17 protein-coding genes and 1 pseudogene are annotated in these 22,006 nt (G+C 67.9%); 13 read left to right on the top strand and 5 right to left on the bottom strand.

Annotated features, from left to right (window positions below; translation table 11 throughout):
- Positions 1–45: 45 nt before the first annotated feature.
- A complete protein-coding gene (locus FD678_RS15770) occupies positions 46–723 on the top strand; it encodes a lasso peptide biosynthesis B2 protein (protein ID WP_140725802.1) in 678 nt (225 codons plus the stop codon).
- Positions 723–2,462, top strand: coding sequence for an asparagine synthase-related protein (locus FD678_RS15765; RefSeq protein ID WP_140725799.1), 1,740 nt, complete (start codon positions 723–725; stop codon positions 2,460–2,462). The genes FD678_RS15770 and FD678_RS15765 overlap by 1 nt, the downstream gene beginning before the upstream one ends.
- Here the strand turns inward: FD678_RS15765 and FD678_RS15760 are convergent.
- Entirely contained in the window at positions 2,459–4,597 is a 2,139-nt protein-coding gene (locus FD678_RS15760; protein ID WP_177497848.1) for an Atxe2 family lasso peptide isopeptidase, read from the bottom strand. The two genes, FD678_RS15765 and FD678_RS15760, sit on opposite strands and share 4 nt — an antisense overlap.
- On the bottom strand, positions 4,597–6,939 hold the full coding sequence (locus tag FD678_RS15755; RefSeq protein WP_218569770.1) for a TonB-dependent receptor plug domain-containing protein: 2,343 nt from the start codon (positions 6,937–6,939) through the stop codon (positions 4,597–4,599). Before FD678_RS15755 ends, FD678_RS15760 begins: the two co-directional genes overlap by 1 nt.
- 470 nt (positions 6,940–7,409) lie before the next feature.
- Between FD678_RS15755 and FD678_RS15750 the strand changes: the two genes are divergently transcribed.
- From FD678_RS15750 to FD678_RS15735, 4 genes and pseudogenes are all read left to right on the top strand, one after another.
- Entirely contained in the window at positions 7,410–7,673 is a 264-nt protein-coding gene (locus FD678_RS15750; protein WP_140725793.1) for a helix-turn-helix domain-containing protein, read from the top strand.
- A 9-nt stretch (positions 7,674–7,682) separates the two neighbouring features.
- A complete protein-coding gene (locus FD678_RS15745; protein ID WP_140725790.1) occupies positions 7,683–8,576 on the top strand; it encodes an HNH endonuclease in 894 nt (297 codons plus the stop codon).
- A 22-nt stretch (positions 8,577–8,598) separates the two neighbouring features.
- A complete protein-coding gene (locus FD678_RS15740) occupies positions 8,599–9,018 on the top strand; it encodes a (deoxy)nucleoside triphosphate pyrophosphohydrolase (RefSeq protein ID WP_177497846.1) in 420 nt (139 codons plus the stop codon).
- A gap of 291 nt (positions 9,019–9,309) precedes the next feature.
- A pseudogene (locus FD678_RS15735) lies at positions 9,310–9,612 on the top strand (PA2169 family four-helix-bundle protein); the annotation flags it as partial.
- 173 nt (positions 9,613–9,785) lie between these two features.
- On the opposite strand, the gene FD678_RS15730 reads toward FD678_RS15735, so the two are convergent.
- Entirely contained in the window at positions 9,786–10,082 is a 297-nt protein-coding gene (locus FD678_RS15730) for a hypothetical protein (RefSeq protein ID WP_140725779.1), read from the bottom strand.
- 118 nt (positions 10,083–10,200) lie between these two features.
- Positions 10,201–10,704, bottom strand: coding sequence for an Lrp/AsnC family transcriptional regulator (locus FD678_RS15725; RefSeq protein ID WP_140725776.1), 504 nt, complete (start codon positions 10,702–10,704; stop codon positions 10,201–10,203).
- A 267-nt stretch (positions 10,705–10,971) separates the two neighbouring features.
- On the opposite strand from FD678_RS15725, the gene FD678_RS15720 reads away from it, so the two are divergent.
- The 6 genes from FD678_RS15720 to FD678_RS15695 are packed head-to-tail and all read left to right on the top strand — an operon-like array spanning position 10,972 to position 19,839.
- Positions 10,972–13,227 carry a TonB-dependent receptor gene (locus tag FD678_RS15720; RefSeq protein ID WP_177497844.1) on the top strand — a complete coding sequence of 752 codons (2,256 nt, stop codon included), beginning with the start codon at positions 10,972–10,974 and terminating at the stop codon, positions 13,225–13,227.
- A 22-nt stretch (positions 13,228–13,249) separates the two neighbouring features.
- Positions 13,250–14,785 carry an amino acid permease gene (locus tag FD678_RS15715; protein ID WP_218569769.1) on the top strand — a complete coding sequence of 512 codons (1,536 nt, stop codon included), beginning with the start codon at positions 13,250–13,252 and terminating at the stop codon, positions 14,783–14,785.
- On the top strand, positions 14,782–16,221 hold the full coding sequence (locus FD678_RS15710) for an amidase family protein (RefSeq protein WP_140725767.1): 1,440 nt from the start codon (positions 14,782–14,784) through the stop codon (positions 16,219–16,221). The genes FD678_RS15715 and FD678_RS15710 overlap by 4 nt, the downstream gene beginning before the upstream one ends.
- A complete protein-coding gene (locus FD678_RS15705; protein ID WP_140725764.1) occupies positions 16,221–16,850 on the top strand; it encodes an FMN-binding negative transcriptional regulator in 630 nt (209 codons plus the stop codon). The genes FD678_RS15710 and FD678_RS15705 overlap by 1 nt, the downstream gene beginning before the upstream one ends.
- On the top strand, positions 16,847–17,839 hold the full coding sequence (locus FD678_RS15700; RefSeq protein ID WP_140725762.1) for an alpha/beta hydrolase: 993 nt from the start codon (positions 16,847–16,849) through the stop codon (positions 17,837–17,839). Before FD678_RS15705 ends, FD678_RS15700 begins: the two co-directional genes overlap by 4 nt.
- A complete protein-coding gene (locus FD678_RS15695; RefSeq protein ID WP_140725759.1) occupies positions 17,836–19,839 on the top strand; it encodes a S9 family peptidase in 2,004 nt (667 codons plus the stop codon). Before FD678_RS15700 ends, FD678_RS15695 begins: the two co-directional genes overlap by 4 nt.
- A gap of 431 nt (positions 19,840–20,270) precedes the next feature.
- On the opposite strand, the gene FD678_RS15690 is transcribed toward FD678_RS15695, so the two are convergent.
- The gene (locus FD678_RS15690) at positions 20,271–21,230 is read right to left on the bottom strand and encodes an MBL fold metallo-hydrolase (protein ID WP_140725756.1); all 960 of its coding nucleotides are present in this window, start codon (positions 21,228–21,230) and stop codon (positions 20,271–20,273) included.
- Between the two features lie 373 nt (positions 21,231–21,603).
- On the opposite strand from FD678_RS15690, the gene FD678_RS15685 reads away from it, so the two are divergent.
- Positions 21,604–21,951, top strand: coding sequence for a hypothetical protein (locus tag FD678_RS15685; RefSeq protein ID WP_140725753.1), 348 nt, complete (start codon positions 21,604–21,606; stop codon positions 21,949–21,951).
- The last annotated feature ends 55 nt before the right edge of the window (positions 21,952–22,006 follow it).

The following is a 22,006-nucleotide window of genomic DNA, read 5'->3' as shown; positions in this document are numbered from 1 at the left end:
CAACCGGGCGCGCCGAAAGGCGCGCCTTCTGGCCGGAGCACCCGTATGGCACGCCTTGGACTGCACCGCGACATCTCGTACTGCCAGGTCGAGGACCGCCTGATCTTCCTGGATATCCAGAACGATCGGTACTTCCGTCTGTCGGCTCGGATGGAGTCCGCCTTCGCCAGGTACGTCGAGGAAGGAGATGACTCGGCAACTGGCATCCGAGATCTTGTCGCGCGCCAGATCCTGGTCGATGGACCTGGCCACGACACGCCAGTGCCGATCTTGTCGGTAGGTCTCCCCACGCGCAGCGCCATGGAAGTGGACGCACCCGTCGGCCGGACAGGTTCGATCACGGTGCTCTACACGATCGGCATCGTCTGCCTGACGCATCTCCAACTGAAGACCCGCCGGCTGAAGCATGTCCTCGACGAGGTTGCGCTCTATCGGGAGAGAAATGCCCCATCCTCGCCGGGCGCATCTCACCGCGAGGAGTCCCTGCTGGCCGCAGCGGCTGCATTTCGCAGTGTGCGTCCTTACGTCCCGCTCGATACATGCTGCCTGCCCGACTCCATTGCCATGGTCAGGTTCCTGGCCAAGCGCGGATTCCACGCGCAGCTCGTTTTCGGCGTCACCGGGGAGCCGTTCTCGGCGCATTGCTGGGTGCAGCACGATGCCATCGTCCTGAACGACACGGTGGGGCATGCCGCGGCGCATACCCCAATACGGGTGATCTGATGAATGCCTACCTTGCAGTCCTGGGTGACGCGGGCACGGACATCCGCGCGATGTCCGCCCGGGTGGCCGATGCGCTCGGTCCCATCGGCATGCGCGAGTGCTATGCCAGCGGCGCGATGGTCCTGTTCGGGTCCGACGAGCTCGCGACACTGCCGCTACCGGGCGGGATTCTCATCGGCAACCTGTTCACCCGGGATGGGAATCCCGTTACCGAGAGCGGGAGACTCCCGGAATCCCCAAGTCCGGCGCACCTGCGCAAGTACGTCCTGGACACCTGTTGGGGCTCCTATCTGATGATCCAGCCCGAACGCCAAGGCGCAGGGAGCTTCACGATCATGCGTTCGCCGGCCGGGGCCGGCAACGTCCCATGTGTCCATTCCATCAGGGAAGGAGCCGGGTTTCTCACCTCGGATATCTCTTTGGCGATCCGGGCCAATCTCTATCGAAAACGCATCGACTGGGATGCCATCGCCCGTCGCTTGCGCTATCCGGGCACGAAGACGCAATGCACCGGGCTTGCCGACGTCAGCGAACTGCTGCCTGGCTGCTCCCTGACCCTCCGGGGCACGGAGGTCTCGCACGGGCTCGAGTGGTCGCCATGGAACCACGTCGCTCCGGAACGCCGCTACCGCGACCCGCATGCCGCCGCAGCCCACATCCGCGATGCGGTGGTGCATGCAGTCCGTGCATGGTCGTCCGTCGACCACTCCATACTGCTTGAGCTATCGGGCGGGCTCGATTCCTCCATCGTCGCGGCATGCCTGGACGGCCACCGCGTGCGCGTCTGCTGCAACGTCGTGACGCCGGTACCCGGCGTCGACGAACGTCACTATGCGGCACTGGTGGCCCAGCAGCTCGGCACCGAGCTCCATGCGGAACACCTTGGCTTCGACAAAGCGCGCCTGGAGTTCGCGCCCACCCCGGATTCCGTCGCGCCCGGAATGGGTCCGCTTCAGTACGCCATCGACCGGACGATGGAGGCGGCGGCCGAGCGCCACGGCGCCACCAGCTTCTACTCCGGTGGCGGCGGCGATTCGGTGTTCTGCTATCTCCGCACGGCTGCGCCCGCGGTGGACGCGCTCAGGGCGGGCGGACTCGGAGCGGCGATCGCCGCGACCCGGGACCTGGCCCATCTGCACCAATGCACGTTCTGGAAGGCGGGGCGCTTGGCGCTGTCCAAGCTGCGGCGCCCGCCGGGCGCTCCTTGCCGCCAGAATTCCGCGTTCCTGGCACCGGGCACGGGCGGAGTCGTACCGGAGCAGCATCCTTGGTTTGCGGCTCCCACCGATGCCTTGCCCGGGGACAGGGAGCGCATCTTCGATCTCGCCGGCAACCAGTTGTTCCAAGGCCAAGCGGCACGCGGGTCCAGGCGTCCGCTGCGCTTTCCCCTGTTGTCCCAACCGGTCATGGAAGCCTGCCTGCGCACGCCCAGCTGGGCATGGATCGCCGGCGGCCGGAACCGGGCCGCGGCGCGCGCGGCGTTCTCCGGCATGTTGCCGCCGGCCATCCTCAGCCGCCAAAGCAAAGCCACCTACATGGGCTACCTGGGCATGCTCTACCAGAAGAACAGGAGCCAGATACGCGGCTTTCTTCTCTCCGGGCGGCTTGCGTCGGAAGGCCTGCTCGACTCGCGCGCCATCGAGGGCTTCATCGCCACCGCCTTGCCGCCACGCGACCAGGCCTTCCTGAGGATGTTCGAACTGTGCATGGTCGAAAACTGGGTCCGGCACCAGCCCTAGGGGATCGCGCTCCCGTTGCCCAGGCTCGACCGCATCGCTCGCCAATGCGCGTATTGCCTCGCCTTGTCCGGATCCGGGTCTTCCTGGTCCAGCAGCCAGAACCGGAACCAATCCAGGTTGCGCTCGTACGCGGCCAGCTTGTGCCGCGGCTGGAACTTGTTGTGCGGCTCGTGGGGAAACACGTATACATCCGCCCGGTTGCCGCGCATCAGCGGGATGGCGTAGTCGAGCCCGTGCATGTACTCCTGCTCGGGGAATTGCATGAGGATGGGGGCATCGATCGCCCCCAGGTTCGAGGCCGGCGAGATCCGGCGCCACTGTTCCGGCGTTTCGTCCGGAGCGCCCAGTTGCCAATTGCTCCGCAGCAGCGACAGGAACTCCTCGCCGATGTTGCTCCCCAGCAGGTAGTACATCTGGGAGGTGGTCGGCGACGCCAGCGAGGCCGCCGCGATGAGCTTCGAATGGATGAGCGTCCACATGGTGACTTCGCTCCCGAAACTGAGCCCGCCCATGCCTACCTTGCTGCCATCGATCCTGCCTTCGGAGGCGAGTAGCGCCACCGCGCTTTCGATCGCGGACTTGCCGAGGTCGTAGCGTTCCGCGGCCACGCCTGGGAACGCGGGCGCGCTGATGCAGAGCGTGGAGATGCCCTGCTCCGCCATGGCGGCCAAGGGCCACTCGTCCCCGGATCCACCCCGCACGAAACCCATGCAGCGGTAGTAAGTGACGAACAGGGGAGGCGGCGCCCCGTCCGTCCGGCGCGCCGGGTAGAGCTGGCCGGCAAACTGCCGCCCCTGCGCATCCGTCCAGCGGAGCAACTGCATCGGCAGCCGGGACAAGTCGCGCGCCAGCCCTTCGTTGGGGTCGAACAGCACCTGCCGGTCGCCCGTCTGCAGGTCGATCCTCTCCAGCCGCGGAGGACGGTTCGCCTCGGCGGTCACGCACGCCAGCGCCACGGCCGATACGCCGCAACTGCCAGGCCCCCAGCGCCCCTCGCCTTCGAACATGCCGCTGCTGGCCGCCACCAGGTGCACCGTTCCGCTGCGTACGTTCCATCGATGGATGGACTGTGCGAACCCCGCGTCGTACTGCGTGACGGTGAACAGCACCTCGTCGCCGCCGGGCCGCCATTGGAGCCCGCTGATCTCCTTGTCGACGCAGGGCCCGGCCGTGCACTTCACGATCCCGCGCGCCTTGCCGTCCGGCAGCACGCCCAGCTCCACCTGGCGCCGGCCGCTGGCGTCGTCGCGGCGCGTCAGCACGGCGATCCGTTCGCCGCCCGGCTCGCGCGCCTGCTTCCACAGGTCGGCCAGTCCCGCCGGTGGTGGCGAGGAAGGCGCCACGGGCGGGATCTCCCGCGGCGCAAGATCCCGCACCGTCCCGATGGCCAGGTCGATGGCCTTCCAACGTTCCGGCACCGCGGTAGGCAAGGGCACCCGATTGAAGACTTGCCCCAGCCGCTGGGTGGCCAGCCGACCCTCGGTATACCCCGAGCGGAACAGGTTCTGCCCGAGCGGAGTGGCCTTGTCGATACGGATACCGCGGTCGTACTCGGCTTGCTCCGCCGCGCGCACCTCCTCTCGCGTGGGACCGACGCGGTACTTCAGTACCCTGCCCGCTTCATCCAGCATGAAGTCGTCCACGTCGGCGCCGCTCCGGGTCACGGGACGGGCGCCGGTACCATCGGCCGCTGCACGCCATACGTCGATCCTGCCGTCCAGCAACGCACGGTAGTAGATCCAGCGCCCGTCCGGCGACCATACCGCCTGCGCCGGCTCGGCGATGCCGGCCGAGTCGCGCAGGGGCACGCCGCCATCGGCCACTCGGCGAGGCGGCGACGCGCCATCCATCGGCTGGACGTACCAGGCGGTGTCGTAGCTGTTCCGCTCGACCGATGCCTGCATGGCCCGGAAGGCCACGTAGTCGCCGTCCGGCGACACCACGGGGCTACCGAAGTCCACGATCTCCACCAGTTGCCGGGACGACACCGCCTGCGCCTCGTGCACGGGCGCGAGTGCGCCTGCGGATATGCCCCACGCCACCACACATTTCTTCACTGCCCGAAGTGCAACGGACACCATCGCCTCGCTCCCGTATCGACAAGACACCCGATCGCTTCGTTCGCGAAGCGGCATCACCAATGCTTCGATAGCGACAGGCCCACGTAGCGGCCGATGGCCGAGTAGTTGGTCGAGTCGTAGGGCGCGAACGTCGGCGAGGTGGCCGCGTACAACGGCGGTGCCCGGTCGAGCGCGTTCTGCACGGACAGCTCCAGCCCGATATCGGACCATGCATCGTTGCGCCCGCCGGTGGCGTAGCGCAGCGTGGCATCGAAGGTCGTGAACGACGCACCCTTGCGCCCGTCCGCGGGATTGGTCACGCCGTCCCGGTAGTTGCCGAACAGCGAGGCGGTGAAGCCATCGCGGTTCCAGACCCCGCCGGCCCGGCCATTGAACCTGGCCGGGTGGAACAACGTGCCGGCCAAGTCGTAGGCGGGCTGGCCCGAGGACATCTGCTGCGTGCTGTCCAGCCAACTGGCCGAGCCGCGCAGCGACAACCGCCCGCCGGCGAGATCGAACCGGTAGCTGCCCGACACGTCCACGCCCTTGATGCGCTGGCGGGAGGTGTTCATGTACAGGTTCGGCACGATCGCCACCACCTTGCCGGCATCGAACGCCGCCCCGCTGGCATTGGTGAAGCGGAAGGAACGGAGGATGTCGTCCAGCTCCGCGACGCTGGGCGCGTGGCGGATGAACTCGGCGAAGGTGGGATTGCTCAGCGCCTGGGCGGGGACGAGCGGTTGGACGACGCGATCGGTGTAATCGATGTCGAACCAGGTCGCCTCCGTCTCCAGCCCGGGCAACGCCTCGGGATGGAAGGCCAGCGAGGTGCTCCAGGTGCGCGCCCTTTCCGGATTCAAGCCGGGATTGCCGCCCACGAGGTACATGGCCGTGGCACCGGGTACGTAGCCGGTTCCTCCCAGCGCGGCGGCGGGGAAGAGGATGGCATCGCGGCCGAGGAACTGCTGCGACAGCGTGGGCACCTTGAACGACTTGCCCCAGGATGCCTTCACCGTGAAATCCGCCGTGGGACTGTAGGTCGCCCCGAGCTTGGGCGTGGTGACGCCGCCGAAGCTGTCGTAGTCCTCGCCACGGACCGCGCCCGTCACGGACAGCCGCCGTATGCCGGCGATGCCCTGCTCCGGGCCGACCAGCGGGACGTTGACCTCGGCATAGGCAAAGCGGCTGCGCACCTCCCCGTCGACCTGCGTATAGCCGCTGACCAGGTTGCGGTTCTGGAAGCCGTTGTAGCGGTAGCCGGCGCCCACCGCGAGCCGCGCCTCGCCAGCCGGCAACCGCAACAACGGTCCCTCGGCGCTGGCCTCGTACGTCCGGCTCGTGTTGCGGTAGGACGTGCGCGAGCGCGTGGCGGTCCCGGCCGATGGCGTCACCACCGTGTTGGAGGCATCGGTCCGCTCCCTGCCCCAGGTGCCACCCAACGACAGCGTCCAGCTGCCCGGCAGGAAGAACTCCACGCCAGGCGCCAGCAACGACGTCGTGGTTTCGGGCGCGCTGTGCTCGTAACTGGCGGAGTACGCCATGTCCGTGGAGATGCCGCGTTCCGTGCGGAGCGCATCCAGCCGCAGCTCGGCCACCTCGCCCAATGCCTGGTGCGCGCTGAGCAACCCGCTGCGCAGGTCGCCGGCCTGGTAGAGCGTGGAAGGCGCATACATGCCCTTGGCGTAATCGCGCTGGTCGGCGTAGATCGGATCGTTCTCGCTCCTCTTCCACGTCGCGATCAACCCGCCGCTCGACCACGCGGCGCCGCCGATGGCGCTGTACTCCCGCGTGGCCAGCCCGCCCTCCGTGGCCGCACCGTAGCGAGTACCGAGCGCCACGCCATCGAAGTCGCGCCGCAGGATCACGTTGCCCACGCCGCCCACCGCATCGGAGCCGTAGATGGCGGAAGCGCCATCGGCCACGATCTCGATGCGCTCCACCGCCTCCACCGGGATGGCGCTGATGTCCACCATCTGCACGAAGCCGCCATAGGACATCCGCCGGCCATTGAGCAGCGTCAGCGATGCGTCCTGGCCGAGACCGCGCAGGTTCAGGCCCGAGCCCCCGGTGATGTTCTGGTTGCCCTGCCCACCCCCGGTGGCCCCCGGCGCGATACCCGGCCCCTGACCACCCGAGAAGTTCTGCGGAAGGCTGCGGATCACCTCGCCCAGGTCGGCGAAGCCCTCCTCCCGGATGCGCTCGATGCCGACCGTGGTCACGGGCGAGGGCGTCGTGCCGCCGCGGATGCGGGTGCCGGTGACCGTGATGGCTTCGAGTTGAGTGGGGCCTCCGCCTTCCCTGCCCGCCTCCTCCGGAGGATCGGCATCCGACGCATCGGCCCCCTGCGTTTCCTGGGCGTTGGCGCCGTATAGCGGCGCCAGGGAAGCCAACGCGGCCGCAAGGGCACTATGCGCCAATCTCCGCTTGAACCGGTGTAGCGGGATTCTCCCTTTCCCTGCCACATCCCCCGCGGATACCTTCCACCGCATTGCGCTTCCGCCACAGTCTTGCCCTATGACTTCCCCACTGCGTGCGGCACGTTCCGACATGCAGACCCGGCCGATTCCGCTTGCCAAGCCAATCACTGCAACTCCCCTGTTGTTCGACATGCAAAGTCTCCAGTTGGTGATTGATCTGCCCTCGCGCAGCTCATGAACGCCTCAGCGGCAGATCGCCTCGCACTCGCAGATAGCCCGGCTCAAGCGGATAGCCGGACCCGGGCCATCTCGAAATGAGAAGCAACGGGTGGATACCGCGGGCTCGCCTTACAGCGCCGACACAGAACGGCCGACAGGCATTGGGAGCTCGCCGAGCAACAATATCTGTTTTTCAGATATTTGAAAAGCAGATATAGCTTTAAGGGCGGCCTTCCAACTGAGACGCCGCCATGCCCACCAAATCGATCCACAAAGCCGAGTACCAGGTGCTCCTGGAACTGCTGCGCGAGATGCGGACCAAAGCCCACCCGAATCAAAGCAGCCTCGCTGCGCTGATCGGTAGATCGCAGTCCTACATCAGCGACGTCGAGCGAGGCGCCCGAAGGCTCGATCTTCTGCAGCTACGCGAGTACTGCCTGGCCTGTGGCCAGGACCTGGTGCCTTTCGTGAAGAAGTTCGAGAAGGCCTTGTTGACGACTGGCTCTGATCGCTGAGGACCATCGATGCACATCCCCAGCTTTGAGCAAAACCGGCTCTATAAACGGACTTCGATCCATGACGAATTCGGCGGCAACAGGCAGTCAGGAATCTCGCCATCCAGGAAGGCGCCTGCGGTGTTCATCTTCACAGGCGGCAGCGGAGAGCAGCATGGATACATTGATACTTGGGACGCCTCCCACCAAGTCTTCTCTTACACAGGAGAGGGACAAGTTGGAAATATGACGATGGATGCCGGCAATGCTGCTATCCGTGATCATGTTGAGCACGGCCGAGCACTCCATCTCTTCGCGATAGCGTCCGATGCTGAGGTGAGAGGCGAACTCCCAAACGTACAAGGGAGAGGTTACTGCCGCTATGTTGGAGAGATGCAGTGTGCCGGTGTAATTGAAGCCACAGGCCCTGATCGGAATGGAGCGCAGCGCAAGATTTTCCAGTTCCAGCTCGTCAGGGTGGAAGCACTCGAAAGGACTCAACGTGCCCAAGGCACTGGTCTAACAGAGGATCCGTTACCAATTAACGGAAGAAATCTCAAAGTGCTGCGAGATATAGCGATACAAGCAGCTACCTCTGTAAAGAATAAAGCTATTGACGCGAAGCGCACTCTCTTCCAACGCGCAAACCAGGTAGTGGAGTACGCATTAGCTAGGGCGAACGGTATTTGTGAAGCTTGCCAGGCAGCTGCTCCTTTTCTAAGAGCGAATGGCTCGCCATACTTGGAAGTACATCACATCGATAGGCTTTCGGATGGTGGTCTCGATGCACCGCATCGTGTCGCGGCAGTCTGTCCAACCTGCCATCGCCGCATCCACTTTGGTATCGATGGCATTGAGATCAATGACGCGCTCCGACTAAAGATTGAGCACCTTGAGCTAATTCTAGCCGAGCAGCTTACCTAGCAAGAGCCATCGGGAATTAATGATGTATCAGAAAAGCGCACAAGTCCTTGTCGAGCTGCACGTAGTCGCAGCCGTTATCTTCCTAGACGGAAAAATTATGGCTGCTAAACGCCTTGCAGGCGGCCCATCCGGTCTCAAGTGGGAGTTCCCCGGCGGCAAAGTCGAGGACGGCGAGCTTCCTGAGGTAGCCCTGGCGCGAGAAATCGAAGAGGAACTAGGCATGACTATCACTGTCCGTGAAGAGTTGGGCTCCTACTTCACCGAATTGGGTAAATGGCATCTACGGCTGCATTGCTTCATATGCGATGCCACGACCAGCCCAAGCAAACTCGCAGCACACTCAGAAGTGCGCTGGTGCGTGCCGGATGAGCTACCCGAGATGGATTGGGCACTTCCAGATATTCCCGCAGTTGCGGCACTGCAGGCAAAACATAGCATCTAAGCTTTCGGACCTTAGATGCTAAAAAACACAGCGCCAATGACGCCTCCCATGATGAGCCTGCTCCTGACCAGTTATCCGTGGTAAGAGTAATGGCAAGAGTAATGGGGTCAGGTTGACTTCCTACCGCGCGATGCCGCGCCAATCCGACATCAAATACGACAGTTCGCCTGGCCATGCTACCTTCATCGCCCAAGGTAGAAACTTTGATCAGCTCCGTAAGCATTGGTCCGCTCGTCGGCCGCGGATCAATACCCCCCGCCAAGTAAGTGAACCTGACTCCGTTACTCGCATCGTGGCCGCCTCAGCGCCACGGTGGCGGCAGCGGGCGGCAAGCCGGCCGAGCACGGCACGATGGTGGGCTCGATGCAGCAGATGTACGGCCGCGTGCGTGCCATGCTGGGCGACACCGATTACGGCTATGTGGCCGAGCTGGAGCAGTCGGAAGACCGCCTGCTGCACGCCTTCCAGGACACCCTGAGCGACACCGACACCCCGCCGGCCGTGCGCGCCGAGGTGCAGGCCCTGCTGCCGAGCGTGCGCGAGTGCCACGACGTCATGCGCAACCGCAAGCACGCGCTGAAGATGGCTTCCTGATCCAGGACGCCCAGCCGCACGAAAAGCCCCGTCACCGGCGGGCTTTTTTTAGGCGCGTTGTAACGCCATCACGCGGGCGGGGCGGAACTTCCACGCAACGAAGCCACGTGCGCGAACACGTGGCCTGCGGCCTCTCCAGGTGCTCGCCCCCGCGCGGCGCGCGGGCGCGAAACTCAACCCTTCAGCGGGCCTTCGGCCGGGTCGGTAGCGGCGTAGCTGGAATTGCGGATCTCCGCCGCGTGCGGGTGGCGCAGCGCGGCGCGCACCTCTTCGGGCAACTGGTCCACGGCCAGGATCACCTTGCCCGAATGCACGTCCGTGACCGCGCTCAGCGGCAGCACGAAGTCGCCGCCGTTCTGCACGTTGATCACGAAGGTGGATTCGTGCGGGCGCACTTCGCGCACGCCGGCCACGCCGATCTCGCCATCGGCCACGAACACCAGCTGGCCCGCTTCGATGCGGTCGGTCATGGCATGCACCTCATGAGGAAGAGATACCGCTTGCGGCGTGGCATGCCCGTGCATGCCCAACACCGCCGCGGTCGATGCATCATGCAACGCGGCGCCGTCCAAACAGGGTGGAGCGCGCTCAACCGCGCGAAGGCGGCTGCCGCGCGGAGGCATCCACCAGCGGGTAGCCGCTGAACGGCTTGACCTCGTCCATCAGGAACTGCGAGACGATGCGCTCCACGCCGTAGTCGCCGGCCAGCAGCAGGCGCGCGATGTCCTTCCAGTGGTGCACGTCGTTCACCACCACGCGCAGCAGGTAGTCGAACGCACCGGAGATTCGGCTGGCCTCCACCACTTCGGGCATCGCCAGGATGCGGCGGTCGAACTCGGTGAACTCTTCCAGCGCGTGCTGCTTGAAGGTCACCTGCGCCAGCACGACCGTGACCGAGCGGATGCGGTCCACCGCCACGTGCGCGCGATAGCCGCGGATCAAGCCGCGCGCCTCCAGCGTGCGCACGCGCGCCAGGCAGGCGCTGGGCGAAAGCGCCACGCGTTCGGCCAGCGCCTGGTTGGTGATGCGCGCGTCCTGCTGCAGCACGTCCAGGATCTTCAGGTCGGTGCGGTCGAGGGCCTTGGCGGTCATGGGGCTCCGGAGGCGGCGGGCGCCGCAGGTTGTTCGCTATTTGCCGGCACGGCCCGCAGATTCTGCGTTATTTGCCCGTGATACCGACCATATCTTCGGTTCCTTGCGGAATAACCCTAGCAGAATCATGGGCCTGCCCATAGCGCGGGCCCCGCCGATTCTGCTGGACAGCGGTGGCGGTTTTCACTTTCACTCGGTCCAACGCCATGCGGGCCGCCAGCGGGGATGCACCGGCGGCCGCTTCCATCGCTACCAGGGGACCGTGCCATGCCGTCGCAGCTCCACGTTCGCAAACTCGCCCGCGCCATCCGTCTGGGTTGTTGCCTGGGCCTGGTCACCGCCGCCGCGCCCGCCTGGGCGCAGGCCCCCGCGCCCGACGCCTCCGGCGAGGACGCCGCCCGGACGCTCGATACCGTCGTGGTCACCGCCGGCAAGCTGAAGGAATCGGTGCGCGAGATCGCCGGCTCCGCCTCGGCCGTCACCGACCAGCAACTGCAGGACATCGGCGCGCAGTCGCTGGCCGATTACATTCAGCGCACCCCGGGCGTGGTATTCAACAACTACCAGCCCGGCGTATCGCACGTGGTGATGCGCGGCATCGCCACCAGCTCGGGCAACGTGCAGGGCCAGCCGACCACCGGCTACTTCCTCAACGAAGTGCCGCTGACCGAGCCGGGCTGGACCATCGCCATCCCCGACGTGGACGCCTTCGACCTCAACCGCGTGGAGGTGCTGCGCGGCCCGCAGGGCACGTTGTTCGGCTCGGCCTCGATGGGCGGCGCGGTGAACTACGTCGCCAACGTGGCCGACAGCAGCGCGTTCGACGCCGCCGCCGAGGCGACCGTCAGCCAGACCAAGAACGCCGATGTGGGCTACAGCGCCAAGGCGATGGTCAACGTGCCAATCAAGGAAGACCTGCTCGCCGTGCGCGCGGTGGCGCAGTATCGGGAGGATCCTGGCTTCCTGGACAACATCGGCACCGGCCGCAAGGGCGCCAACGACACCCAGCTCGACGGCGGCCGCCTGTCCATCGTGCTCACGCCCGGCGATGCCACCACGCTGACCTGGCTGAGCCTGCTGCAGAACATCGACAACGACGACAACAGCTACCAGATCGCCGGCCTGGGCGACCTGCAGCGCGACACCGCGCTGCCGGAGTTCACCCGCACCAAGATCGCCGTGCACAGCCTGCGCCTGGACCAGGACCTGGGCTTTGCCGACCTCACCGCCCTGCTCGCCTACCAGAAGAAGCAGCAGGACTGGCGTTTCGACTACACGCCCATCCGCGGCGCCTACAACGCCGATCTCGACCTGGACCTGACCTCGCCGCTGTACATCGACTCCGGCGGCGAGAGCCGCGGCAAGAGCATCGAGCTGCGCCTGTCGTCCAAGCCGGGCGGCCGGGTGGACTGGCTGATCGGCGGCATGTACTTCGATTCGGACAAGGACCTCTACGAGCAGATCGGCGCGCAGGGCGCGGCCGCCGCGTTCGACCAGTCCGCCCTGTTCGGGCCCGGCAGCGGTACGGTGATCGCCCCGGATGGCGAAATCTTCAACAGCTTTTTCACCCACCTCACCGGCTCGGAAGCGGCGCTGTTCGGCGAGGCCAGCTTCCACTTCAACGAACAGTGGAAGCTCACCGTGGGCGGGCGCCTGTTCCGCAACAAGGTGCGCACCACCTCGACGCAGGTGGGCTTCTCGACCTATCCGGGCGAGCCCATCGTCACCACGCAGCAAACCAAGGAAGACGGCTTCAACCCCAAGGTCGCGCTGACCTGGCAGGCCACCCCGGACGTGATGTTCTACGGCCTGGTCTCCGAAGGCTTCCGCTTCGGCGAACCGAACACGGCCGGCCTGAGCGCCTACCCGGTGCCCTCGGGCTCCAGAAGCGACAGCCTGGTCAACTACGAACTGGGCACGCGCACCGGCTGGGCCGACGGCCGCCTGCTGCTCGATGCCACGCTGTTCTACGTGGACTGGAAGGACATCCAGCTGCGCCTGCAGACACCGGACTTCTACAACTACGCCAGCAACGGCGGCAAGGCGTACAGCCGCGGCGTGGAGTTCGCCGCCACCTGGCGCCCGGTGGATGCCTTCGAATGGCAGGCCACCGCCACCTGGCAGCGCGCGCGCCTGGACGAGGACCTGTTCATCCTCTACTACGGCACCGCGCCGGCCGGCGCGCAGCTGCCGGGTTCGGCCGACTGGACGGTGAGCAACCTGCTGAGCTACCACTTCGATGCCGTCTACCAGCCGACGCTGACGCTCGCGCACCAGTACGTGGGCAGTGGCATCAGCGACCTCAACTCGGCCGTGCCGGGCATCACGCCCAATCGCCAGGGCAACTACAACCTGTTCGACCTGCGCTACCGGATGACCTTCGGTACCACGGACGTGACGCTGTTCGGCAGCAACCTCACCGACAAGCGCGGCATCACCCGCAGCGTGTCGGAGACCAACGGCATCGGCGAAGGCCTGGTGCGGCCGCGCACCTACGGCGTGACCGTCCACTGGCGCTACTGACACGATGGACGGGAGGGTCTTCGTGAAGGCACGCGAGATCGGCCGCTGGCAGCTCGCGCTGCGCCGCAAGCCACTGGAGGCGGTGGTGGCCGATGGCGAGCGCGCCGGCCTGCACCGGCGCCTGGGCGCGGGCAGCCTGATGGTGCTGGGCATCGCCAATATCCTGGGCGCCGGCATCTACGTGGTGACCGGCGCGGCGGCGGCCCACTTCGCCGGGCCGGCAGTGATGCTGTCCTTCGTGCTGGCGGCAATGGCCTGCGGGTTCACCGGGCTGTGCTATGCGGAACTGTCGTCGGTGATCCCGGTGTCCGGCTCGGCGTACTCGTATTGCCAGGTCACCCTCGGCGAGGGCGCGGCGTGGGCGCTGGCATGGATGGTGATCCTCGAATACCTGCTCGCCGCCGCCGCCGTGGCGGCCGGGTTCTCCGGCTACCTCACCAGCCTGCTCGGCGACCTGCACGTGCGGGTGCCGATGTGGCTGGCCACGTCCAGCGTCACCGCCACGCAACAGGACGGGCACACGACGCTGGCCTTCAGCGGGGGCATCAACGTGGTGGCCGCGCTGGCGGTGCTGGCCGCCGCGGCCATCCAGATCGCCGGCGTGGGCCGCTCCGCGCTGGCCAACCTGGTGCTGGTGCTGACCAAGATCGCGGTGCTGCTGGCATTCGTCGCGGTGGGCGCGCAGTTCGTCGATGCGGCGAACTGGCAACCATTCCTGCCCGCCAACGAAGGCGGCTTCGCGTATGGCTGGCCAGGCGTGCTGCGCGCGGCAGCGATGCTGTTCTTCGCCTACCTCGGTTTCGAAACCGTCTCGATGGCCGCCGCCGAGGCGCGCCAACCGCGCCGCGACGTGCCGCTGGGCATCCTCGGCTCGCTGGTGGTGTGCACGGTGCTGTACATCGCCGCCGGCGCGGTGCTCACCGGGCTGGTGCCGTTCCGCGAGCTCGGCGTGCCCGACCCGGTGGCGCTGGCGGTGGACCGCATCGGCTGGCCGGGCTTTGCCGGCGTGATCAAGATCGGCGCGCTAACCGGGCTGGGCTCGGTGCTGCTGGCCAACGCGTATGGCGCATCGCGCATCAGCCTGAGCATCGCGCGCGACGGCCTGCTGCCGGCGTTCTTCACCCGTGTGCATCCCCGGCTGGGCACGCCATGGCTGGCCAGCGTCGCCTTCGGCAGCGCGAGCGCGTTGCTCGCCGCGCTGCTGCCCATCGGCGTCCTCGGCGACCTGATCTGCCTGGGCATCGCCTCGGCGTTCATCGTGGTGTGCATCGCGGTGATGTGGCTGCGCTCCACGCGCCCGGCGCTGCGCGGCGGCTTCCGCGTGCCGCTGGGCGGGGTGTGGATCGGCCGCGCCTGGATCGGCGTGGTGCCCACGCTGGGCATCGCGATGTGCGTGGCGATGATGGCGCCGGTGCTGGGCGACATGTACGCGCAGGTGCGCCGCGGCGACCTGCTGCCCGCCAGCCTGCTGCTCGGCTACATCGCCGTCGGCGCGCTGATCTATCTCGTCTACGGCCAGCGCCGCGCGCGCCGGCAAGTGCAGGATTCCCACGCATGACCCCGCTCGACTTTCCCCTGGCCCAGGCGCTGCAGCTGGGTCGCCTGGACGCGCACGATCAACGGGCGCTGGTGCGCCGCGGCGAGCTTTCGCCGCGCGAACTGACCGCCGCGGCGCTCGTGCGCGCACGCCACCTGGACCCCGCGCTCGGCGCGCTGTGCCACGCCGACGACGCCGCCGCGCTGGCCCGCGCCGACGCCGTGGACCGCAATGCACCGATGGCCGGCGTGCCGTGGCTGCCGAAGGATTCGCTGCGCTATCCCGGCATGCCTACGCGCGGCGGCTCTCGCTCGCGCAGCAACGCGCCGGCCGCGGACGCCTCGCCGTTCGTGCAGCGCTTCGACGCGAGCGGGCTGGTGGCGATCGGCAAGAGCACGATGCCCGAGTTCGGCCTGATGGGCTCCACCGAACCGCTGCTCGGCCCGGTGACGCGCAACCCGTGGTCGCCGGCGCATTCGCCGGGCGGCTCCAGCGGCGGCGCGGGGGCGGCGCTGGCGGCCGGCATCGTGCCGCTGGCGCATGGCAGCGATGGCGCGGGCTCGATCCGTATTCCGGCCTCGGCCTGCGGCGTGGTCGGCCTCAAGCCCGGACGCGGCGCCACGGTGCCGGTGCGCGGGCGGCATGCCATCGAAGACCTGATTGTCGCCGACAGCCTGATGTCGCGCAGCGTGCGCGATACCGCCTGGGCCTTCGCCACCGCGCATCCGGACGCCGGCATCGACCTTGCCGGCCTGGCGCGCGCGCCCAGGCGGCTGCGCATCGGCGTGGTGGCCGATTCGCTGCCCGGCCTGGCGCCCGATCCGGCGGTGGCCCGCGTGCTGGAAGTGGCCGCGGACCTGTGCGCCTCGCTCGGGCACCAGGTCGAAAGCACGACGTATCCGCTGCCCGGCGCCGATGTCTGGCAGGCGCTGTACACGCTGTGGTCCCGTCTGGGCCTGGATGCGGTGGAGCTGGCCGCTGCGCAGGGCGGCGATGCCTTCGCCGCCGACGCGCTGGAACCGTGGACGCACGGGCTGGCGGACTACCACCGCCGCCACTGCGGGGTGGCCGAGCTGGAGCAGGCCTATGCGGTGCTGGCCGCGCTCCCGCCGGCGTTCACCGCCTTCCACCAGCGCCACGACGTCGTGCTGACGCCGACGCTGCGCACGCCGCCGCCGAGGCTGGGCGAACTGGCCCCGGATCGCGATTTCGACGCGCTGATGCCGGCCATGTTCCACTGGATGAGCTACACCCCGCTGCAGAACCTAGCCGGCACGCCGGCGATCTCGCTGCCGCTGGGCCAGGCCGGCGTGCTGCCGGTGGGCGTGCAGTTCGCCGCCGACCGCGGGCAGGAGCCGCTGCTGCTGCAGCTGGCCGCCGAACTCGAACAGGCCGCGCCGTGGGGCCATCGCTGGCCCGCGCATTCGGTGGCCACCACTTTGAAGGAGCCGCACTGATGGGACACGCCCGCGACAGCCGCTATGCCGCGCGCAGCCAGGACGACCTCCTGCGCCTGCTGGCCGCCCAACCCTTCGCCTGGCTGGTCTCGGCCGGCGGCGAGGATGCCGCGTTCACCCCGCTGCCACTGCGCGCCGAATGCGATGCCCAGGGGCGGTTGGTGGCCCTGCGCGGCCATCTCGCGCGGCGCAACCCGCACGTGGCGCGGCTGCGCCGCGACGGCCGCGCGCAGGCGCTGGTGATGGGACCGCATGCCTACGTTTCGCCGAGCTGGCTGGACGACCGCACCCAGGCGCCGAGCTGGAACTACGCCGCCGCGGTGTTCGAGCTGGACGTGGCGGTGAGCGAGGACGCGGCCGACATCCAGGCCGAACTCGATGCGCTGGTCACGCAGATGGAAGCCGGGCGCGCGCATGCCTGGTCGCTGGCGGAGATGGGCGAGCGCTATGCGCGGCTGGCGGCCGGCGTTACCGCGCTGCGCGGCGTCGTGCGCGAGGTCCGCGCGACCTTCAAGCTCGGCCAGGACGAGGCACGCCACGATTTCGCCCAGCTGCTGCTCGGCCTGCAGGCCGGCGGCGAGGATGCGCTGGTGGCGTGGATGCGCGATTTCGCCGGGGACGGCGCATGAGCCGCAGCCTGGACGCGCTGGACCCGCAGATCCGCCGCTTCATCGAGGAGGTCTGCCGCGAAGGCGCGCGCCTGCGGGGCGATGGGCAGCCCGGCTGGCCGCAGCGCCGCGTCATCGCCGCGCAGGCACGCGCGCCCTGGCGCGAAGGCGGCCCGCGGATGCGCGAGGTGGCCGACCTGCGCCTGCCGTCCACGCACGGCGAGTTCGGCCTGCGCATCCTGCATCCGCAGGCCGCCGCGCCCGCGCCTTCGCCGGCGCTGGTGTACCTGCACGGCGGCGGCTGGTGCCTATTCGGGCTGGATACGCATGACCGGCTGTTGCGCGAATACGCCGACGCGACGCGGCTGCCGGTGGTGGCCATCGACTACAGCCTCGCGCCCGAGCATCCCTACCCCGCCGCGCTGGACCAGGCGGTGGCCGCGCTGGCGTGGTTGCGCGAACACGGCGCTGCGTTCGGGATCGATCCCGCGCGGCTGGCGCTGGGAGGCGATTCGGCCGGTGCCAACCTCGCTGTCGCCGCCGCGCTGCGCTTGCGCGAGCAGGGCGAGCTCTCGCGCATCCATGCGCTGCTGCTGAACTACGGCGCCTGGACACCGGCGCTGTCCGATCACGCGCGGCGCACGCTCGGCACCGCCGAGGACATGCTGAGCGGCGCGGAGATGGACGAGTTCTGGGAGGCCTACCTCGGGGCCGATGCGGCGCGGGTGGCCGGGCCGTTCTCCGCCCCTTTGCTGGCGCCACTGCACGATCTGCCGCCGGCGCTGATGCTGTGGGGCGATCGCGACGTGCTGGCCGAACAGAATGCCCGGATGGCCCAGGCGCTGGCTGACGCCGGCGGGGTGGTGCGCACGCAGGTGTACCCCGGCGCGCCGCACAGCTTCATCGAGGCGATGGCGATTTCCGACCAGGCGCGCGAGGCCGTGGCCCGCGGCGCGGCGTGGGTACGCGATCATCTTTCCCCTTCCTCCCTGCCAGGACACGCCGCATGACCTCGACGCTGCACCGGCTGCTCGCCGCCTGCCTACCGTGGGCCCTGCTCTGGCCGGGCGCCTCCGCCGCGCAGACCGCGGCGGAGCGGCCGACACCAGAGAAGATCATGGCGCTGCGCAGCGTCGGCGATCCGCAGATCGACCGCGACGGCCGCTGGATCGCCTATACGGTCGGCACGCCGCAGCCGCGGGGCGAGCCGCCGCGCAGCCGTATCTGGCGCGTGCCCGCGACCGGCCCCGCCGCCGCGCGCGAGCTGCCCGCGCCGGAGCGCGCCAGCGAGGAACATCCGCGCTGGACGGCCGATGGACGGCACCTGGATTTCCTCTCCAACCGTGCACTGCCCGGTTCGGTGCAGACGCCCGCGCTGGCCGGCACGCAGGTGTGGCGCGTGGATGCGCAGGGCGATGCGGCGATGCCGCTCACCCGCTCCGCGCACGATGTCAGCGCCTTCGAGGTCTCGCACGACGGCACGCGCATCGCCTACCTGGCCACCGACGGCGTGGACGCCGACGCCCAGCGCGCGGCCGACGCCAAGGACGACGCGGTGCGCGTCGATCACCCCACGCGGTTCTCGCGCGCGTGGGTGCGCGACCTGCGCAGCGGCGACACGCGCGCGCTCACCGCGCCGGGCCTGCAGGTGCACGACCTGGCGTGGTCGCCGGACGGGCGCGTGCTGGCGCTGCGCGTCTCCGACGGCACCACGCTCAACGATTACTGGTACCGCTCGCGCGTGGTGCTGGTGGACGCCGGCAGCGGCGCGCTCGGCCAGGTGCTCGAAGCGCGCGCCTCGGCGCATCCGCTGCAGTGGTCGCCGGACGGCACGCGCCTGGTGTACGGCCACCTGGGCGACCACGGCATGACCGCCGAGATCACCGTGCACGACATCGCCAGCGGCCGCCGCACTGTGCTCGGCGCGGACTGGGACGGCACGCTGTGGCTGGCACGCTGGCAGGACGCGCGTACGCTCATCGGCCAAGGCCAACGCGGCGTGCGCGGCAGCTTCCTGCGGCTGGACGCGGCCACGGGCCGCGCGCGCCAAGTGGCGCGGCCGCAGATCCCGTTCCAGTCGTTCACCACCGCGCGCAACGGGCGCAGCGCGTATCTCGGCATACGCGACGACCAGCCGGCCGAGGTCTGGACGCTGGAGGGTGGCAAGCTCGCCGTTCGCACCGACACGCACCCGGAAGTCACGCGTTGGGCACACGGGCGGGTGCGCGAGCTGGAATGGGCATCCTCGCGCGATGGCCTGCGCATCACCGGCCTGCTGGTCACCCCGCCCGATTGGAAACCCGGCACGCCACTGCCCACGCTGGTGCAGGGCCACGGTGGGCCGGCGTGGGCATGGTGGTCTGGCTGGCTCGGCTCCTGGCACGACTGGGCGCAGCTGCTCGCCACGCACGGCTACGCGGTATTCCTGCCCAACCCGCGCGGTTCGGAGGGCGGCGGCCGCGCGTTCGCCGAAATGGTGCGCAACGATTGGGGCGGCGCGGATTTCCAGGATATCCTCGATGGCGTGGACCTGCTGGAACGCGAAGGCGTGATCGACCCGCAGCGCCTGGCGATCGGCGGCTGGAGCTATGGGGGCTACCTCTCTGCGTGGGCGGTGACGCACAGCGACCGCTTCAAGACCGCCATCGTCGGCGCGGGGGTGATCGACATCGGCGCGATGGCACTGACCACCGACACGCCGGACTACCTGCCGGGCTATTTCGGCGACCCGCTGGCGAACCGCGCCGTCTACGACGCGCACTCGCCCATCCGCTACGTCGACCGGGTGAAGGTGCCGGTGCTGATCCTGCACGGCGAGCAGGACAAGCGCGTGCCGCTCTCGCAGGGCGAGATGTTCTACCGAGCGCTGAAGTTCAACGGCACGCCGGTGGAGATGGTGACGTATCCGCGCGGCCCGCACTGGTTCTTCGAGCGCGAGCACGGGCGCGACGTGCAGCAGCGGGTGCTGGATTGGCTGGATTTGCAGTTGGGTGTGAAGCGGGCGCCTTGAACCGCCGCCCCGTGCGGCCCCGCACCGCGCAAGGAAGAAGGCTGCCTTCCGACAGCCTTCTTTCCTCTTCAGCGCAGCAGGGCGATCAGGGTCCGGTCGCGCGGGCGCCTCATTCATTGACCAGTTCCGCCCATACTTCGATGCGGAGGGCGAAATCAGGATTCCTTCTCAAGGAGCTGATGCCGCGCTGGAGTTTTGCCAAAAGACGCTTGCCAATCGGACCCTCGACTCAGGCATTTGACCGGAATTGCAAGACCTCGCCGTCTGGGCGCTGAAAAGCACAGTGGACGATGCCAGCCGAGTCTGTTGGCTTGATTCGCCATGGCGCCTTCAACGCCACGATCCAACTCGGATGCGCTTCGCAGTGGCAAACCGAGGTCGGTTTGCCGCCCTCTCCCGCGGGGGAGATGAACCGCCCCGGTCATGCCAGGTCAGTCGCCCAGCTCCCCACCCTCGGGAACCCATACGAAGCTGCTGTCCTTGGCTTTGATCCGCCCCAGCCCGGGAAAGGGGAAGTGCACTGCGTAGATGCGCAGGTTGCCCTCGGCAGCGCGTTGCAGCAGCGCGCGCCGGCTCGCCTGCGCCTGCGGCGCATTTTCGTCGTATTCCACGGTCCATTCCGGCCGCTGCACGGAAATCACGTAGTGGTGAGCCGTGTCTCCGAGATAGAGCAAGCGCTCTCCACCCGATGCGATCTCGTATGCACTGTGCCCGGGCGTGTGCCCTTCGACGGCCACCGAGGTGACCATGCCCGGCAGCACCTCCGAGCCGGGTTGGAAGGCCACGACTTTCGGCGCGATCGCGGCAACGAGCGCGGTATCGCCATCGCGCTTCAGCGCCTCCCATTCCGGCGCCGAGAGGTGGATGCGGGCATTGGGGAAGGCGAGCGCACCTTCGCGCGTCAGCAACCCGCCCGTGTGGTCCGGGTGCCGGTGCGAGAGGAAGATATCGGAGACCTGGGACGGATCCACGCCCGCATCGCGCAGCGAAGCCGGCAGGCGGCCGGCTCGCGCAAACGACGCATCCCCCGCTCCGGTATCGAACAGCAGCACCTGCGCCCCGTTGCGGACCAGCAGCGGCTGGATGCTCAGGCGTAGCGAATCGGTCGGGAGGTTCGCCGAGGCCAGCAGGGCCGCCACGTCCTCGACGGGCCGGCCGACGCCGAAGGTCTTGCCATCGTTGGGAACCTCGATGTCCCCATCCTTCAGTGCAACGGCATCAAGCGCACCGATCTTGAAACGGAACACATCAGGGTGGTCCGCCGGCGGCGCCGGCGGCCCCACCGCGGCCGCATTTGCGTCGGTTGCGGCCGGCTGGGACGGCGAACATCCGGAAAGCAACGGACCGGCCACGATGGCAGCCAGGATCAAGGAAAACGTTGTCCGGCTCATGGGGGCACCTGGCATAGGAAAGGAGCGTCACTGTACAACCCGCCAAGGACGATCGCATTGGTGGAGCAAGCGGGTCCGCAGGAAACCCGGCCGATTTCACTCGCAGTGGCTTCCCTGCCGCTCTGCGGGTTAGCTCAAGTCTTTGGAGGACAAACGCAACCCGGAGCGGGCAAGCCCGTTGAGCAACGGCCGGCCCGGGTGATACGGTAACTCCAGCTAGGAAGGCAGGGGGACGCAGCATGCTCGGGCATGGGGATTACGTTTCGCGATGCGCGCAAAGCGCTGAGAAGATCGCAGTTGGAATTCACCCGTCAGTTCGTGGACCGCAGGCCGGCACCATGCACCGCCCTGTCTTCGAGTAGCGGTTGTTCCCATGAAGCTCCGCGCTACCCATGACCAGTCCGTGATAGATCAGTGGTCCGCAAAGATCGCGGCACATGACAGGCGCACCGGCCGCGTCCAAACGGTCCTCTTCGCCGCGCTGTTTGCCTGCTTCATATCCATGTTCGTCTGGCCGAAGTTGCCACTGTTCATCGCCACGTCCATTCTTTTCGCCTGCGCCCTCGTCAGCCAGCTCATCGAAAAAGAAGCCCTAACGTGCCCGCATTGCGGCCGGTCACCCGTGACCGGCCGTGCCTCCCCGCGCAGCGCCGATTTCTGTGCCCACTGTTTCTATTGGCTCATAAGCCCCTACGAGCAAGTTGATCGTTCAGAGGGCTAACTCTTCATCCAGGCCGAACCGGATTCGCCGATCGGCTCAATCAAGGCGTCATGGC

The sequence above is a fragment of the Pseudomonas sp. Hp2 genome (assembly GCF_006386585.1).
Taxonomy (GTDB): domain Bacteria; phylum Pseudomonadota; class Gammaproteobacteria; order Xanthomonadales; family Xanthomonadaceae; genus Pseudomonas_S; species Pseudomonas_S boreopolis.
This window is presented reverse-complemented; position numbering and strand designations above follow the sequence as displayed.

Coding starts and splice junctions, on each gene's coding strand:
- FD678_RS15685 (WP_140725753.1), top strand. CDS start 21,604: ATGAAGCTCCGCGCTACCCATGACCAGTCCGTGATAGATCAGTGGTCC.
- FD678_RS15760 (WP_177497848.1), bottom strand. CDS start 4,597: ATGCCGCTTCGCGAACGAAGCGATCGGGTGTCTTGTCGATACGGGAGC.
- FD678_RS15710 (WP_140725767.1), top strand. CDS start 14,782: ATGACCCCGCTCGACTTTCCCCTGGCCCAGGCGCTGCAGCTGGGTCGC.
- FD678_RS15740 (WP_177497846.1), top strand. CDS start 8,599: ATGTATCAGAAAAGCGCACAAGTCCTTGTCGAGCTGCACGTAGTCGCA.
- FD678_RS15770 (WP_140725802.1), top strand. CDS start 46: ATGGCACGCCTTGGACTGCACCGCGACATCTCGTACTGCCAGGTCGAG.
- FD678_RS15695 (WP_140725759.1), top strand. CDS start 17,836: ATGACCTCGACGCTGCACCGGCTGCTCGCCGCCTGCCTACCGTGGGCC.
- FD678_RS15700 (WP_140725762.1), top strand. CDS start 16,847: ATGAGCCGCAGCCTGGACGCGCTGGACCCGCAGATCCGCCGCTTCATC.
- FD678_RS15725 (WP_140725776.1), bottom strand. CDS start 10,704: ATGACCGCCAAGGCCCTCGACCGCACCGACCTGAAGATCCTGGACGTG.
- FD678_RS15705 (WP_140725764.1), top strand. CDS start 16,221: ATGGGACACGCCCGCGACAGCCGCTATGCCGCGCGCAGCCAGGACGAC.
- FD678_RS15690 (WP_140725756.1), bottom strand. CDS start 21,230: ATGAGCCGGACAACGTTTTCCTTGATCCTGGCTGCCATCGTGGCCGGT.
- FD678_RS15765 (WP_140725799.1), top strand. CDS start 723: ATGAATGCCTACCTTGCAGTCCTGGGTGACGCGGGCACGGACATCCGC.
- FD678_RS15745 (WP_140725790.1), top strand. CDS start 7,683: ATGCACATCCCCAGCTTTGAGCAAAACCGGCTCTATAAACGGACTTCG.
- FD678_RS15750 (WP_140725793.1), top strand. CDS start 7,410: ATGCCCACCAAATCGATCCACAAAGCCGAGTACCAGGTGCTCCTGGAA.
- FD678_RS15730 (WP_140725779.1), bottom strand. CDS start 10,082: ATGACCGACCGCATCGAAGCGGGCCAGCTGGTGTTCGTGGCCGATGGC.
- FD678_RS15720 (WP_177497844.1), top strand. CDS start 10,972: ATGCCGTCGCAGCTCCACGTTCGCAAACTCGCCCGCGCCATCCGTCTG.